Source organism: Anaerosolibacter carboniphilus (genome assembly GCF_014205875.1).
Lineage (GTDB): Bacteria > Bacillota > Clostridia > Peptostreptococcales > Thermotaleaceae > Anaerosolibacter > Anaerosolibacter carboniphilus.
On record NZ_JACHEN010000017.1, the window covers coordinates 55,304 to 71,704 of the forward strand.

General features: G+C 40.8%; 15 protein-coding genes. 9 read left to right on the forward strand and 6 right to left on the reverse strand.

Annotation, left to right across the window (positions count from 1 at the left end; translation table 11 throughout):
* Positions 1 to 70: 70 nt before the first annotated feature.
* The 3 genes from cooS to HNQ80_RS13960 form a co-directional block, all read right to left on the reverse strand.
* Entirely contained in the window at positions 71 to 2,203 is a 2,133-nt protein-coding gene (gene cooS / locus HNQ80_RS13950; protein ID WP_184311284.1) for an anaerobic carbon-monoxide dehydrogenase catalytic subunit, read from the reverse strand.
* A 132-nt stretch (positions 2,204 to 2,335) separates the two neighbouring features.
* Positions 2,336 to 3,232, reverse strand: a complete 897-nt coding sequence (locus tag HNQ80_RS13955; RefSeq protein WP_207727023.1) for a CsxC family protein — start codon at positions 3,230 to 3,232, stop codon at positions 2,336 to 2,338.
* Between the two features lie 181 nt (positions 3,233 to 3,413).
* Positions 3,414 to 4,241, reverse strand: coding sequence for a CsxC family protein (locus HNQ80_RS13960; RefSeq protein ID WP_207727024.1), 828 nt, complete (start codon positions 4,239 to 4,241; stop codon positions 3,414 to 3,416).
* A 252-nt stretch (positions 4,242 to 4,493) separates the two neighbouring features.
* Between HNQ80_RS13960 and HNQ80_RS13965 the strand changes: the two genes are divergently transcribed.
* Together HNQ80_RS13965 and HNQ80_RS13970 are read left to right on the forward strand one after the other, a co-directional pair.
* Positions 4,494 to 5,387 carry a DMT family transporter gene (locus HNQ80_RS13965; protein ID WP_184311285.1) on the forward strand — a complete coding sequence of 298 codons (894 nt, stop codon included), beginning with the start codon at positions 4,494 to 4,496 and terminating at the stop codon, positions 5,385 to 5,387.
* 87 nt (positions 5,388 to 5,474) lie between these two features.
* Positions 5,475 to 6,293: a nitroreductase family protein gene (locus tag HNQ80_RS13970; protein WP_184311286.1), complete on the forward strand. Its 819-nt coding sequence runs from the start codon at positions 5,475 to 5,477 to the stop codon at positions 6,291 to 6,293.
* 59 nt (positions 6,294 to 6,352) lie between these two features.
* Here the strand turns inward: HNQ80_RS13970 and HNQ80_RS13975 are convergent, their stop codons facing one another.
* A complete protein-coding gene (locus HNQ80_RS13975; RefSeq protein ID WP_184311287.1) occupies positions 6,353 to 6,541 on the reverse strand; it encodes a hypothetical protein in 189 nt (62 codons plus the stop codon).
* A gap of 264 nt (positions 6,542 to 6,805) precedes the next feature.
* Between HNQ80_RS13975 and HNQ80_RS13980 the strand changes: the two genes are divergently transcribed.
* A complete protein-coding gene (locus HNQ80_RS13980; RefSeq protein ID WP_184311288.1) occupies positions 6,806 to 7,363 on the forward strand; it encodes a YhcN/YlaJ family sporulation lipoprotein in 558 nt (185 codons plus the stop codon).
* A 59-nt stretch (positions 7,364 to 7,422) separates the two neighbouring features.
* Here the strand turns inward: HNQ80_RS13980 and HNQ80_RS13985 are convergent, their stop codons facing one another.
* Positions 7,423 to 8,118, reverse strand: coding sequence for a hypothetical protein (locus HNQ80_RS13985; RefSeq protein ID WP_184311289.1), 696 nt, complete (start codon positions 8,116 to 8,118; stop codon positions 7,423 to 7,425).
* A 226-nt stretch (positions 8,119 to 8,344) separates the two neighbouring features.
* Between HNQ80_RS13985 and HNQ80_RS13990 the strand changes: the two genes are divergently transcribed.
* The 6 genes from HNQ80_RS13990 (at position 8,345) to HNQ80_RS14015 (ending at position 14,711) form a co-directional block, all read left to right on the forward strand.
* Positions 8,345 to 10,156, forward strand: a complete 1,812-nt coding sequence (locus HNQ80_RS13990; RefSeq protein WP_184311290.1) for an S-layer homology domain-containing protein — start codon at positions 8,345 to 8,347, stop codon at positions 10,154 to 10,156.
* Between the two features lie 193 nt (positions 10,157 to 10,349).
* Positions 10,350 to 11,561 (forward strand): DUF1576 domain-containing protein, encoded by a 1,212-nt coding sequence (locus HNQ80_RS13995; RefSeq protein WP_243183260.1) that lies wholly within the window; start codon positions 10,350 to 10,352, stop codon positions 11,559 to 11,561.
* A 2-nt stretch (positions 11,562 to 11,563) separates the two neighbouring features.
* Entirely contained in the window at positions 11,564 to 11,920 is a 357-nt protein-coding gene (locus HNQ80_RS14000) for a hypothetical protein (protein WP_184311292.1), read from the forward strand.
* 141 nt (positions 11,921 to 12,061) lie between these two features.
* Entirely contained in the window at positions 12,062 to 12,277 is a 216-nt protein-coding gene (locus tag HNQ80_RS14005; protein WP_184311293.1) for a heavy-metal-associated domain-containing protein, read from the forward strand.
* A gap of 59 nt (positions 12,278 to 12,336) precedes the next feature.
* A complete protein-coding gene (locus tag HNQ80_RS14010; protein WP_184311294.1) occupies positions 12,337 to 12,669 on the forward strand; it encodes a metal-sensitive transcriptional regulator in 333 nt (110 codons plus the stop codon).
* Between the two features lie 296 nt (positions 12,670 to 12,965).
* Entirely contained in the window at positions 12,966 to 14,711 is a 1,746-nt protein-coding gene (locus HNQ80_RS14015) for an urease accessory protein UreH domain-containing protein (protein ID WP_184311295.1), read from the forward strand.
* A 32-nt stretch (positions 14,712 to 14,743) separates the two neighbouring features.
* Here HNQ80_RS14015 and HNQ80_RS14020 read toward each other — a convergent pair whose 3' ends face one another.
* Entirely contained in the window at positions 14,744 to 16,252 is a 1,509-nt protein-coding gene (locus HNQ80_RS14020; protein WP_184311296.1) for an FMN-binding glutamate synthase family protein, read from the reverse strand.
* Positions 16,253 to 16,401 lie beyond the last annotated feature (149 nt).

Genomic DNA, 16,401 nt, shown 5'->3' on the forward strand with positions numbered 1-16,401 from the left:
TTTTATAGGTAAAAGTATTGACCAAATTGCATTTCCAACCTGTCACCTATCACCTGTTACAAATTTTATTCTAATTTAATCCCAGTTCCTTACGTTTCTTTTCAATATGGTCTACATAGATTTGGATGGTCTTCTCTGCATCCATTTCTACCACAACCTTGCCAAGGCCTAGTGTTTCTGTTGTCTCTGTAAGGGTTTTTACGACCACGTCACTGCCTGTAATGGAAGGGACAGGTGCTACATGAACCAGCCAACCCAATGCCACTGCTGTGCAAGCATCGGCCACAGCTTTTTGCTCCAGATATTCAGGTGCACCGATAACCAATGGAAGTTTGTTGGTGTCCACATTTAGAGCATCTGCCAATTCTTTAGCTGTATGGGTCATCTTACCGATGTCTACGCAGGCACCATAGGTGAGTACTGGTGGAATTCCTAACTGCTTACATACGGCCTTTAAGCCTTCGCCGCACTCGTCAGCCGCCTTTGGATTGGTTAAGCCTGTGTATTCCATAACGCTGGAGGTACAGCCGCCAGATAGTACCAGAATATTATTTTTGATTAAGCCTTGGGTAATTTTAAAGATGTTGCTGCCACCCTGACCATATCTTGCTGTGGTACATCCAACGATCGTAGCGATACCTCGGATATTACCGTTGGCAATCTGCTCAATCAATGGTTGGAAACTGCCACCTAGTGCATTTCTTACAGATTCAGTGCTGAAACCAACCATACAATCAGAAACATGGGGCGGAATGTAGGTCTTTCTGTTTTCTGCCTTACGTTTTTTGAAGGATTCAATAGCCATTTCCAATGCTTTCTCTGCCTGCTCCTGCATTTTTTCAGGTACAAAATCCAGGGTATCTGTGCCCTGAAGTTTAATGACTGGATGGGTGCTTAACAGCTTGGTACCAAATCGTTTCGCAAAAAGAGGCATGGTAGGTACAGTACAGTTATAGTCAAACATGAATAGATCTATGACGCCTGTAGCCAATAGGTATTCTTGGGATAGCCATTCGCCTTCCTGACCGCCATATCCTTTTTGATTATGGGTGCCTTCATAGTTGATGAGCTGCTGCCCCTCACATACATGACCAAGGATCTGGATACCATCGGCTCCCGCATCTTTGGCCTTTTGCTGCCATTTGTCTGTAGAAGCTAGGTCAATCGCCACATGAGCTAGTAGTGGCATATGTCCATTTGTGATCACGTTGATCATACCTTCTTTTAGAAGTCCCATGTTCTGCTGCTTCATGGCGATTTCCTGAGTTCCCATAAGGATCTCTTGAACGATATCCAATAGGAACAGCCCTTGATATTCATTGGCGATACCCAGACGAACGCTGTTTAGCAAGAATTCTACAGGATCAGAGTTAAAATTGGTCATACAACGGGTTTGGGCATAAGCTACTTCGCTGTAGCCACCGCCTGGGAATAAGCCCAATTGTCTCCATAGTTCCTTACGCTTTGTGGGTGCAAAAGCTTCAACGGTCTTTGATTCGATGTGATAAGGGCTATGAATATCATCGATTACCCAATCTGCAAATTGAACAGCCAGCTTTTCGATGGGCTGATTGGCATCTAAACCTGCCATGTCGGCATATTTTTTCAGCTTTTCTGGATCACGAATCTTCAAACCGCTTTCAGGGTGCTGTCCTGCTGCTTTTAGCGTTCTTGCAGCCTGGTGGCAATGGAAGATGTTCGCAGATGTACCGATGGTCACATGGCGATACACGAAATTTCTAGATACCATGGTATGGGCATCTACACCACAAACACCCCGTGGTGCATTCTTGCTGATACGACATGGGCCGTTGGCACAAAGCTGACAGGATAGACCCTCGATACAGAATTTACATTGGGTAGGTTGCTGCTGGCTGAATCGGTCAAACACGTTGGTCATGCCTGCATCATGGACGGCCTGATACATTTCCCGCATGGCAGGGTCAATGATTACATTTAAAGGGTATCCTTCTTTTGACTGGTCACCCTTGGCGATGTGCTCTCTCTGCCATTTATGTACTTCCTCCATACCAGGCATTTTATCAATTTTGTCATAGTCGATCTTCACTCTGTCATGGATATCTTCATGGCGGAGAGGATCATTGTAATCCTTATCGGTTAGATCCGCAGCAAAGGTTTTGTTATCACCTCGCATTCTTTCTGCACTGTGTTCATAGGATTTTTGAATATCTTTATCTGACATGAAAAAACCTCCTTCACCTGAATTCATTCATTATTTTTTGGCACTGTGCCCTGGAATATACATATTTTCTAAAAATGTTAAAAGAATCCAAGCCCGAGGGGCTGGATTCTTTTAAACCTAGATACATTTTATTTAGCAATCTTCATCAGGGATGGCGGCCAAACCAGTAGGAGGAATGGCAACCTGACGGTTTTGTAATATCTTCAATGTTAAGAAGATCACCATTTTTTCTTCGATGCTCTTAAATTGTTTTTCTTCAAAAGGCATCTTGTAGTAATCATGATAAACACGACCCAATTGCTCGTCAAACTCTACAATTCTGCTGCTGATAAGCTCACAATAAGGGAGTTCGTTGAAGAATTCTGTACTGATTTGGTTAAACTCTGACAAGTCACCGGACATTAACCGATCTTTTTCTGCAAATTCAGGACTATGGAGTTTCTGCTGTCTTAGATATTCGAACTCTGTAGCAGTTCTAGGAATAGGAGCCAATGGTGCGATGCCGTTAAAGAATACAGGTGTAGTACAACTCCAAGGAACGTCTACTGTGCAGTGCTTGATATCTCCACAGAAGCTTTGGCTGCTAGAGCAGTTTCGAGTAGCATACTGGATGTTCTTGCGAACAAAGCCTTTGAGGAAGAGTATATTGGTGTCTTGAATCAGAAGACATTGAGTAACTTTCAAGTGCTTCTTAATGTCCTTGATTTCCCATGCATATTCTGGTAGATCAATGATAGAGTTTACATTGACCTGAATAGTAAGCTCTGCAAGGACAACAGGTATTTTGGCTACAGCGCCAGTAACCAATGGAACGATAGGTGCAGGCGTATTCACGCAGTCTGCTGTAGTTTCACCTGTTACAGTGGCACACTTTTCCTTATAAGGTTTGAAAGAAGTGATTTTAGCGTCTGCGGCATTTGTGCGAGTATTACCGCCATAATATTTGCTGGTTTCATAATATTTATTACCATCGCTATATTTTTGATCATAGCCACATTTGCTACCATCATAATTCTTATTCCATGACATCGTTTAAGAACCCCCTTATATTTTCAATTTTGGTGAAATATTGTCCTTCACCTAGTACATGCTATTCACTTTGTCCGTTAAGGGTTACAATAATATTTAAAGTTTTTTCGACAAAAGACAAAATGTAGTCTAACCTTAAAAAATGATTGGATAGAATCCAAGCATCTTCAGCTTAGAATAATCAGCATTGTTCATAATCTGAGCAGACAGGGACTATGCTAATGGGAGGAATGGCAACTTGACGATTTTGCATAATTTTTAATGTGAGGAAAATAATCATTTTTTCTTCAATACTTTCAAAAAATTTTTCTGCAAAAGGTATTTTTCCCCCTGTTGGATGTGTGGGATTTAGAAACTCATCAAACTCCACAATTCTAGCACTGACTAGATCACAGAATGGAAGCTCATTAAAAAATTCTGTACTTGTTTGATTGAATTCCGATAGATCGCCAGAAAGTAATTTGTCTTTATCCGCAAAACCAAGGTCATTTAGCTCCTGTTTTCTAAAATACTCAAATTCTGTGGAAATGCTTGGAACAGGAGGTAGTGGATCGATACCGTTAAAGACAAGGGCTGTAGTACAGCTGAAAGGAACATCTACGGTACATTGCTTAATATCTCCGCAGCTTCCCTGACTGTTCGAGCAGCAATGTGTTGTATAGTCGATATTTTTTCGTACAAATCCCTTGATAAAGAGCATATTGGTGTCTTGGATAAGCAGACATTGAGTAACTTTTACATGTTTCTTGATTCTTTTAATTTCCCAAGCGGATTCAGGCAAATCAATGACTGCATTTACATTTAGCTGGAGTGTTAGCTCAGCCAAGACAACGGGAATCTTGGCTACGGCGCCCGTGCTTAAAGCGGTAATCTCTACAGGTGTATTCACACAGTCTGATGCTATGCCACCCGTGGTACGAACACAAGCCGTTTTAATCGGAGGTTCTTGCCGCTTTTGTTTTTGTTTCTTGTTTCCATACATAGATGGATCATATCTAATCCAAGGCATGGTGTCCTTGCCCCCTTTAATATCTGGTTTTGGCCAATCATAGCTGGCATATGTTTTCTAATGTCCTAGTACATGTTATTCTATCGCCCTCAGAAGGTGACACTTTTTTGCTGAAAATTGTAAGAAATTTTATTTTTCAAAAGGGGGGCTGCCAGAAGATGAAAGTATTGTGACGGTATGATCCAGTCTGATAATATACTAATAAAGGGTTTTCATTTATATTTTATGTATAAAAAGTAAGGAGTGTTACCTATGCCGAAAATAAGTCCTAAGTGGATTGTCCTGTTAGGCGTTGTTTTTGTATCTTTTTCCTCCATATTTATACGAATGTCGGAAGCACCGTCTCTGGTTATTGCAACCTATCGAATGGGATTTACAGTTCTGCTTCTATTGCCATTTGTCATAAAGAACAAAAAGAAAGAGTTGAAAACCATCGATGGAAAAAGTTTACTCACCTGCTTTATAAGTGGTATATTCCTAGCCCTTCATTTTGCCACTTGGATTACTTCCATTCGATATACTTCCATCGCCAGTTCAACGGTTCTTGTCAATACCCATACCTTATTCATCGCAATGGGAACCCTGTTTATATTAAAGGAGAAAGTGCCTAAGAAGGCTTTTATCAGTATGGGCGTTACTTTGTTTGGCAGCATAATTATCTCTTTAGGGGATCACAGTATGGGAAGCAATGTGCTGTATGGGGATATCCTTGCGATTTTGGGTGCATTTTTTGTTGCAGGTTACATGATGATTGGAAGGATTGTAAGACAAAGTATTTCTGTTACTACCTATACATTTGTTGTGTATACCAGTTGTACCTTCACATTATTGTTGCTGGCTATGGTTACTGGAACCAGCCTATACCCTTATCCCATAAAGGAATGGTTTATTTTTTTGGCGCTGGCCATTTTCTGTACGATCCTAGGCCACAGCATTTTTAACTGGGCCTTGGCCTACATTAAGCCTACATTTCTCTCAACGGCAATATTAGGAGAACCTGTATTCGCTACCCTATGGGCATTACTTCTCTTTCAAGAAGTACCAGCCATTTGGCAAATTTCTGGGAGTTTGATGATCATCTTTGGAATCTACTTATATATTCAGATGAACGAAGAGAAAAATCCTGTAATCTTGGATGAAAAATAGAAGAATTATATTTGAAAATAGTTTTAAAACCATAGAAATTGGATATGTATATAAAAAAGTTACCAAGAGGATGGAGGCGTTTGATATATGAAGTTTTCTAAAATGATAGAGGAAATGAGAACCGTAAGAGACTATAAGAAAGAACCTGTCAGTCCAAACCTTATTCAGGAAGTGATGGATGCAGGCAAGACAGCGGCAGGTATCGCAGGTGGACGAAATGTATCTATTCTGTTTATAGATCATGGAAAAGAAGTTTTTGATCAACTCTCAGGTAAGGCGGGCTACTATGGAAAGATGGTTGAGGCACCTCACTATCTTGTGATTACATCTAAAGTATTTCCAAACTACCTGGAAAACAGTGGATATATCATGGAACTAATGCGATTAAAGTCTAGAGAGTTGGATCTAGGAACATGCTGGCTTAGTGTAGAGGATGAAGGGACGCTAAGAGAAATACTGGGTATCGGAGGAGAAGAAAAAATTACGGCTTTTGCAGCCATTGGACATAGCTATAAAGGTATATTTAAGCATGATATGTCAAAACAAAGTACCCGTATGGGCCTTGAAGAAATAGCATTTTTAAAGAGGTGGGGTTCCCCATGTACATTGGAGGATTTAGAGGCAAGGGGATTGACCAACATATTTTATTATACAAGACTGGCACCATCCTGGGGGAATAGACAGCCATGGCAATTCATTATCGACAAGGACCGAATCCTCTTGACAATTCAGAAAGAGGAAAGAGAAGATTTGAGATTAGATGCAGGGGTTGTCATGCTATATTTCGAAAAATCAGCCCACGATGATGGGCTCCCTGGAAACTGGAAGCTGGATATTCCAGAAGATATGAAAGCGATCTATGGAATTCCAGAAGATCGGACTTTGGTTGGATATTACAGCATATAGATATTTATAATAGCCAAATAAAAAAGTCTTCTATGAAGAAGACTTTTTTATTTGGCAGATTAGATCCCAAAGAAGCCGCCGCCAAATAAGATGACTAACAATAGGAAGAAGAACAGAAGAGATGTGTCATCACCAAATCCGCCGCCAAAGAAGTTACCGCCGAATAGTACTACAAGCAACAGGAAAAAGAATAATAGTGATGAATCGTCACCAAATCCACCCAGGAATCCTTTTTTCGCTTCACTCATACGCGTACCCTCCAATTTAGATATTGACTTAATACATAGCCTATTACCATATTACGGAGAACTTAAAAAAGTGTGACGCTTTTTTAAAAAGATTTTTTGAAAAACTCCTGATAGAAAGTAATATTTTAACAGAGTCTATAGAAAAAGTAACAAAAGAATATTTGAGAAATAATGTTAGACCTTGATAAATATTCAATGAGAAATTCTCCCGAAACTGCAAAAAATAAAAATGTAGAAAAGTCTGAGGCAGAAAGGAGAATGACGGTGAAAAACACGTATAGAAAACTTCCTATAACAGGGATTTCATTGATTTTAATTTTTTTAATGGCGTTTGGCTGTACACCTGCCCGGCGTCCCATACCCAATGGATATGGAGAAGATCAATATAATAGAGGAATAACTACAGATCGAGAGAGAATCATGGACATAGGTTCAGGAGATCAAGATCTCAGCATGGGCGGTATCACGCCAAATAATGATCCTGCCTTAAGAAATTATGCTGGGAACCCATCAGAGCAGACGACTCAAGAGGCCTTAAGACGGGAAATTCAGGATTTAGAGGGTGTTGGTGATGTGGTGGCTATATACAGCGATAGGATTGCCTATGTGGGTATTGCGCCAGAAGAGGGCAGGATTATTAATAACATGCGAGGACTTCAAACAGAAATCGCCAGTAAAATTAGAAATAGGATGCCAGGCATTGAGAGGATTTATGTCACCACGGATCAAGATCGGGTATCGAGGCTTAGGGGATATGCGGATAAGTTAGACGGTAAAAAACCAGATAGAGAAATGATCAACGAAATCGAAGAATTGTTTTAAGGCTTAAATCAAAAAGGCTTCTCATGTTTCAGAGAGGCCTTTTTTGATTTAGCGGAAATTTATTTATCATGATGTTCTTCGTGCATACATTTCATTGCTTTATGGCGATAGGCTTCTGCCTTGTGAAGATGGGCTCTATACATGTGCCAATTAGCTTGATAGCATAGATCCTTCATATCATGAGGCATATCTTCCATTCCCAGGGTCATTGGATAATCCATAGCAGGCATCATACCCATGTTAGGCATCATGTGGGAATACTCCATAGCAGGCATCATACCCATTTCAGGCATCATGTGAGAATTTTCCATAGCGGGCATCATGCCCATTTCAGGCATCATGTGAGGATTTTCCATAGCAGGCATCATACCGACATTTGGCATCATGTGAGGATTGTGCATATAAGGCATCATATCCATTTCAGGCATCATGTGAGGATTTTCCATAGCGGGCATCATCCCCATATTTGGCATCATGGGTGCTTCCATAGCGGGCATCATCCCCATATTTGGCATCATGGGTGCTTCCATAGCAGGCATCATACCGACATTTGGCATCATGTGAGGATTGTGCATATAAGGCATCATATCCATCTCAGGCATCATGTGTGGATTGTGCATATAAGGCATCATTCCCATCATAGGACATGGCAAATAAGGCAGCATAGGCTGTTCCATCATTGGCATCATCCCGTAGGGCATTTCTGGATAAGTTTCATCCTTTTTCTTATCTTTACAATCTCTATTCTGATCCACTTTCGTTCCCCCTTAAAAGTATTCAATATATGAGAAATTAATCTCTCAGTTATAAGGTATGCATTTGCTTCATAAACGGGCACACCTAAATTGAATATAAATAAAAATCCTTTGGAAAGACGGTCAGCAATTCTTCAAAAAATTTACAAAAAAAAGACTTTATGGTACCTAAAGCCTAGAAACGATCCGTAGACTATAACACAGATAAAAAAAGGAGGAAATAGAGATGAAAAAGATTATGAGTCTTATGCTAATTACGATTCTGTTAATGAGCGCAGCAATTCCAAGCTATGCGGCAGGATTTACACCGCCTGGTTTGGCAAAAAAAGGAGGTCTTCCTCCAGGAATTGCGAAAAAGTTTAAAGATTTAGATGGATTTGAATGGGCACAAGAAGCTATTGAGAGGTTGGCAGAGAAGGGCATACTTAGTGGTGTAGGTGAAGAAAAGTTTGCGCCATCTAGCAATGTGACAAAGATTGAAGCCCTAGCTATGATTATTAGAGGGTTGGATTGGGATGATGAAGCCGATTTATCATTAGAGCTGATTCAAAAAGGTAAAATCAAGGATAAAGTAAAGGATCAGTTACAGGATTGGACCAAGGGATACATTGAAGTCGCTATACAAAGAGGCTTAATTAGTGAAGCTGATGTGACGAAACAAAGCTTTACAACACCAGCTACAAGACAAGAAGTAGCCATGTATATCATTCGTGCCATGGGATTAGAGGCAAAGGCCAAGAAATATACCAAGGATGATTTAAGCTTTGATGATAAAAATGCAGTAAAAAGTGATGCTGCAGGGTATGTATACTTGATTGCTCAAGAAGGTATTATGAAAGGATATCCAGATGGAACCTTCAGACCGAATCAGCCAGTAAAAAGAGCAGAGATGGCTAGCTTGGTAGCTACCTTAAACGACAAGATTGACGATGACGATGATGAGGATGTAGAACGAGTCAGCGGAAAACTAATCTGGTTTAATGCCGAAAAAATATATATTGAGAAAAGTGGAAAAGTTGAAAGCTATGCATTAGATGATGATGTAAAAGTGTATATTGACGGAAAGCAAAAAACGCTAGATGATTTAAGGCTGGATAAGACTATCACGCTAAAGGTGGAAGAAAAGCTTGTAAAAGAAATCCGTTGGAATACTGAAGTCGTTGTGATCGAAGATAGTTTCAAAGGTAGCATTACAGATATCGACCGAACAGACAAAGAAGTTGTTGTAAAAAATGATAGCAAAGAAAAATTATTCAAAGTTGAGAACAATACAGTGATCAAGATCGATGGTAGAACAAAGAACTTTAGTGATTTGTCTATCGGAATGAAGGTGGAATTAAAGATCATTGATGGTAAGGTAGACAGCATTAGTGCCCAGACAAATACAGAAACCTTTAAAGGAACCATCAAGCAGATCTATGCTTCTACAGAAAAACTGAAGATTCAAGTAGGCAGTCAGGAAAGAATCATCCAAGTCGATGATGAAACAGATATTGAGCTAAATGGAAACAATGTCGCTTTCAAACATCTAGCTGTCGGCATGAAAGTTGAAGTCGCCATTGAGAATGGAGAGGTCCTACAGGTATATGCAAAATCCGTCGAAGAAGAATTCTCAGGGGTTATTGCTGGAATCAACAGTACACGAAAAGAATTGAAGCTTAAGGTAGGTAGTACAGAAAGAACCATCCAGCTAGATAGTGGTACGGATATAGAAGTTGATGGAAAAGATGCAGGATTTGATAAACTAGTGTTGAACATGAAAGTAGAAGTAAGGATAGAAAATGGAAAAGTAGTGGAGTTATCGGCTAAATCCGTTACAAATGAATATACAGGAACCCTCATCGAAAAAGTAGTAGGCACACAAAACAAGCTTACCATCAAAGTAGGCAGTCAATATAAAACCTATGTGGTAGCCAAGGATGCAGAGATCCTTGATGATGATGGTGACGAGATTGATTTCAGTGAGTTAAAGGTTGGCAGTGAAATAGAGATTCAAGTAGAAAACAACATTATTGTAGAGATTGAGGTAGAAGATTAGTATACGGCTGTGATCCCAAGGATCACAGCCGTATATTTTGATTTTTATAGTTGCTAAAGATGAAAAATACGATGTATTAGGGTACAATAGAAATAATAGAAACTAGAAAGGGGGGATTCTTATTTTTAAAAGTATTTTTAATAGACCTGCTTTTATCGAAGAAGGGGGGAAGATTCCAAATCAGACCCGGTACTTGGTATTAACCCTATATGGTGCATTGTTTGTTGTTTTTGGGTTTCTTATGGATACTCCAGAGGGAATCCTCAGAGGACTCCAGCAGATCATCTTAGAGCCAGACTTCCTAATCACAGATTATATTGGTGTGGGGGGATTGGGTGCCGCCTTTGTCAATGCAGGCATTTTAACCCTCCTGGCTATCTTTATCTTATATAAGATGGAGATTAAGGTTACTGGTGCTACCATTTCTACAGTTTGGTTGATGACTGGCTTTGGACTTTTTGGGAAGAATATCTTTAACGTTTGGTTTATCATGGCAGGAGTTTGGATCTATACTCGGTACCAAAGAGATAAGTTCATCAAATATGTGTATATCGGACTTTTTGGTACCAGTCTGGCACCGTTAGTAACCCAGATGATGTTTATTACCAACATGTCAAGGTGGATCAGCATCCCGTTGGGAATGGCGATGGGGGTGATGATTGGTTTTGTCTTGCCTCCGCTATCTTCGTATCTTATGAGGGTACATCAAGGGTTCAACCTTTACAATATAGGTTTTACAGCAGGTATCATTGGAACGATTTGTGTCTCTGTGCTGAGATCCTACGGACTGAACATGGAGTCAAGAATGATTTGGACTACGGGGAATAACGGGATTTTATCCATATTCTTGGTTACGTTGTTCATCCTGCTTATAGGCATTGGCTTTTACCTGAATGGTAGTTCTGTGAAGGGCTATAAGAGTTTTTACAAATATTCGGGAAGACTGATTACAGATTTTGTTATTTTGGAAGGCTTTGCACCGAGCTTGTTAAATATGGGAATCAATGGTTTGTTTGCTACAGCATATATTCTAATGATTCGAGGCGATTTAAATGGTCCGACCATAGGGGGGATTTTTACCATTGTGGGATTTAGTGCCTTTGGAAAACATCTTGGAAACATGTCTCCTATTTTTTTAGGGGTATTCCTTGGTAGCTTAACAAAGGTATGGTCCATCAATGATCCCAATATTGTTTTGGCTGCGTTGTTTGGCACGACTTTGGCGCCCATTGCAGGGGAATTTGGATGGAAATATGGTATTCTTGCAGGATTTCTGCACTCTTCTGTCGTATTAAATGTAGGATTCCTCCACGGAGGGATTAATCTATATAACAATGGGTTTTCTGGAGGCATCGTGGCAGCTACGCTGATACCAATTATTGAGGCGTTCAAGAAGGAGGGATAGATGTGAAGCACGATAGATTGAAGATATCAAAAATCGTGGATGAACTGATGAATTATTGCTTCTATATGGGGTCCACCAATATCCATGTAGATGTGCAGGAAACCGATGAATTCTTTAAGATTTATTGCAAGTGTGATTATAAGGACAATAGTCTAAAGAAGGTTGAAAAGCTGGTGAAGCTATTAAACTGTACAAAGCATGAGGAAATGGAAGAGTATTATTGGACGTTGACAGGGGATTGTGATGTGGCCAACGAATTATCCTTGGTAGGCATGATGACAGATGAGGCTACTGTTAAATATAGTGAGGGACAAGATATAGAGATTACCTTATATAGATATAAGCAAAATAAGGCATAGAGAATACGCAAAATGTAGTACTGTGATATTTTTAAAAGGTAATGGGAATCATAAAAATAGTTGTTGACAACGATGATAGAGAAGTTTAAGATAGAATTATAAATACCATACGGGGGTATACTATAAAAGGAGGCGTTAGGAATGAAAAAATTAATGATGATCGAAGGAATGAGCTGTGGGCATTGTGTGAATCACGTGAAGAATGCTTTGGAGGAAATTGAAGGCGTTAGCAGTGTGGTTGTAGACCTTCAGGGAAAAAATGCATTGGTAGAGCTATCTAAAGATGTGGCCTGTGAAATCTTAAAGGGTGCTGTAGAAGAAGCTGGCTATGATGTAGTAGATATCAAGACAATATAAGACATAAGCGGGAAGGACTTGATTGTACAGAGACCTTCCGTAGGGGAAGGAGGTATGACATGGAGAAGGAAAAAGAACTGCTTGTTTCTGGCTGTTGTCAAGGTACAGATGGCGAAAGGGTGAGCCATCGTCCCGAAAGCGTTACTCAAGCCCTGGTGAAGCGTTTGAATAAGATCGAGGGACAAGTACGGGGCGTTCGAGGGATGATCGAACGGGGAACCTATTGTGATGATGTACTTATACAAATTGCTGCTGTCCAATCAGCCATCGATGGTGTGAGTAAACTGCTTTTGGAGAACCATATGAAAACCTGTGTCATCGATCGTATTCGTGAAGGGGATACCGAGGTGGTGGAGGAGTTTCTTAAGACGATCAATAAGATGATGCGGTAGTATGAAATGCTACAGTAGATGCATGAAATAATACACTATTTATAAAAAGGGTCAGCAGTTAACCGTTGATGGTTAGCGGCTAACCCTTTTTTGCCGCCAACCGCTAACTGCTAAGCAGATAGGAAAATACCTTTATAAATGAGATCGTCATAGAGTACGAGCAAGAATCATGTTTCTACTTGGCATGATTCTTGCTCTTGTTTTATACTATTCGTAAGGATTGGTATGAACCAAGGTTACTCTTACTAAATAGTGCTGCGATTACGTAGTCTATAGAATACAGGGGTGGGAAAAAAATGAAAAAGATTACATTATTTATTGATGGGATGACATGTGGTAATTGCGAGGCAAGGATTGAAAAGGCATTGCAGAAGTTGAACGGGGTTCATCACGTGAAGGCATCCTTTCATCAGTCAAGGGTGGAGATCCATTATGATGAAGATCTTGTAGATGAGAAATTATTTCAGTCAAATATTGAGGCTTTAGGCTATGGTGTGATGAAGGAAGGGAAACATGGCTTTAAAAAGGTCATGCCTCTTTTGCTCCTTTTATTTGCTGGGTTTTATTTAATTCAGAATACCATTGGTTTTAATTTTATTCCTGAGGTTTCAGAAGGCATGGGCTATGGATTGATCTTTATGGTGGGTTTACTAACATCCATCCATTGTGTTGCCATGTGTGGGGGGATTGCATTGTCTCAGAGTGTAGGTGAAACCAATGGAGGGAGACGGTTTACCCCATCCCTTTTATATAATGCAGGTCGGATTGTTTCCTACACGGTGATTGGGGGCATTGTTGGTGGTGTAGGTGCTGTAGTGACCCCATCAGGTCAGTTTAAAGGAATTGTGGCCATAGGTGCCGGGGTTTTTATGTTCTTGCTAGGGCTTAAAATGCTAAATATTCTTCACTTTCCCAATTGGTTAGGCTTACGGATGCCTAGCATTGCATTTGGAAAAATAGGGGGATCAACGCCATTCAGACCATTCTTTGTAGGCTTGATGAATGGACTAATGCCCTGTGGTCCGCTTCAGACCATGCAGCTCTATGCTTTGGGAACAGGAAGTGTAGCCAAGGGGGCTCTCTCCATGTTTTTCTTCAGCGCTGGAACTGTACCACTGCTATTCATCTTTGGGGCAATAACTTCTGCCATCAGCAATAAATCCAGTAGAACCATGATGAAGGCCAGTGCGGTTTTGGTTATGGTATTGGGGATTGTGATGCTAAACCGAGGCATGGCTCTATCGGGTATGGCCTTGGATCTTGGACTGATGAAAGGTACTGTAACGGAGGTTCCTGAAATCAAGATGGAAGACGGAAAACAAGTGATCAATATGACGGTGACCGCCAATGGGTACACACCAGATAATTCTGTGGTTCAGGTAGGCGTGCCGGTGAAAATTAAATTTGATGTACAAAGCATCAATGGATGTAACAATCCAATCGTGATTCCAGAGTATAACGTTGAGGTTAATCTTATGGAAGAAAATCCTGAGATTGAGTTTATTCCAACGAAGGAAGGAAAAATTCGGATTAGTTGTTGGATGGGGATGATTACCAGCCAGCTTACGGCAGTCAATGATCCATCTCAACCCGTAGAAGTAGCAAAGGATAATAGTACAAACGGGGGCTTGTTTGGCGGGGGATGTTGTGCATCAGTCCAAGGGGAGAACAAAGCAGCTGTAGCCCTCATTGCTGATGGACAACAGACCATAGAGATGAATGTGGGTAATGATGGATATAGTCCCAATATTTTTGTAGTACAGAAAGACATGCCTGTGACTTGGATAATGAATGGTATAGAAATTAACTCATGTAATTATATACTGACCATACCTGATGCAGGCTTTCAAAAGGAAGTAAAGGAAGGGAAGAATGAAATTCGCTTTACGCCGAATCAAGAAGGAGAGCTTGTTTTTACATGTGGGATGAATATGCTCAGTGGAAAGATCGTTATTGTAGACGATGTAAACAATGTAGACTTAGAAGCCCTGGAAAACAGCGATATTCCCCTTCCTGCAAGCAGTGGCGGAAGCTGTCATTAAAAAGAATAGAGAGCAGACTTATTGTCTGTTCCCTATTCTTTTTCTTCTTTAGACTCTTCTTCTTCTTTTCTCTTGCCAAGGATGATACGGCGGCGCTGAGGTTTTCCTTGCTGTTTTTCTTGCTCCTCATGGACCTCCTGTACGCCTTTAAATTTATCTTCATATTCATAGGGCTCATAGCACATAGGTACACCGCAGCCCTTGGAAATCACTTCGCTTAAGGCACATAGGTCTCCCTTATTCACATCTGCCAATCTAGTTTTACCGAGGGCCCGAACGCCCTTCTCCAACTCTTGGGTACAAGCTTTTAGATAATTTGCCACGGACGTAGCACCCGCTTCAATATCAAAATCATCTTCAAACTGCCCTGTATGCCATACCAGTTGGGTAACGGGTTCAAAGGGTAAGGTCTTCAAGGCTTGGGTATGGGCAACGGAAAAGAGGGCGGCATTGCCTACATAGCAGGCATCGGCTCCTAACGCACAGGCTTTTAACATATCGCCTGGGGCACGGATTTTCCCTGAGGCCAAGAGGGTTACATGCTCTTTAAAGTTGTGCTTGTAAAGCCATTCCGCAGTACGGGAAATCGCAAAGGGGGTAGGAACACCAAAATCATCTTGCAGGATAGGAACAGATCCCTTTGTGCCAGCCTCCGCACTATCAACGGTGATAAAATCTATACCTGCGCTACACAGAATGTCCAAATCCGCTTCTAGATATTTCCCAGCACCGATTTTTGCCCCGATAGGTCTTCCACCAGTGATATCTTTAAGCTTCTCTACAAGCTTCGCCACATCCTTTGGGTGCTGAACCTCTGGTTGTCTGGAATGGGCCACTATATCTTTTCCAGCAGGGTACTTAAAATACTTTCTCATCTCTGCGTCGATATTTTCCGCTTTAATTCTGCTTCCGACACCTCCGATGGCTCCCTGACCAAATTGAATTTCAATGGCATCTACCTTGCGCAAGGTTTCTTCATCCTTTGCCCAATCCCCACGATTATATTGCAGGATATAATGCTTTGCTTCTTTGAACTCTTCATCCAAGATGGGACCTTCTCCAGAGGTGGCGGCTGTACCTAGCTGGGCAGAAGCTTTTGCATAAGCTATTTTTACACCTTTTGAAAGGGCCGTTCCATAGGCCATGGGCGCAATGAGAATAGGAATATCTATGGTGAGGGGACTCTTTGCTCTTTTACCTATAATAACCTTGGTATCGACTGGATCTTCAAAGTCCTGTGGCATGATATAAAGCTGGCCAATACTAAACAGTAACTCATCTAAGGATGGGAATTTTCTTGAGGTGCCTAGGGGACGATCGATGGCTGCACCTCCGGCAGAGCGGAGTTCGTTCTCTATTGCAACTTGTATACCCGTTTTCAGCGTTGCGGTGATGATTTCGATGGCATTTTCATCATAGTTATCTGTCATTAGGATTTCCGTATATGTATTAAAGCCATTGGCCATCATTTTGCGCATAAGATAACGTATAGGGTGGAAGAGGGGGGAAAATGCTCTTTGCTTCTTTGCTTTATCAGACAAATTTTGGACCTCCCTTTATAATGATGTTAGTGGTTAGAAGTTAGAGGTTAGAAGCTTAAAAAACAATAGACATCTAACCTTAGGCAATATCCTTAGAAATTGGAAAGTAGGGGCGATTCACGAATCGCCTTTAATTATTATTCTTATAA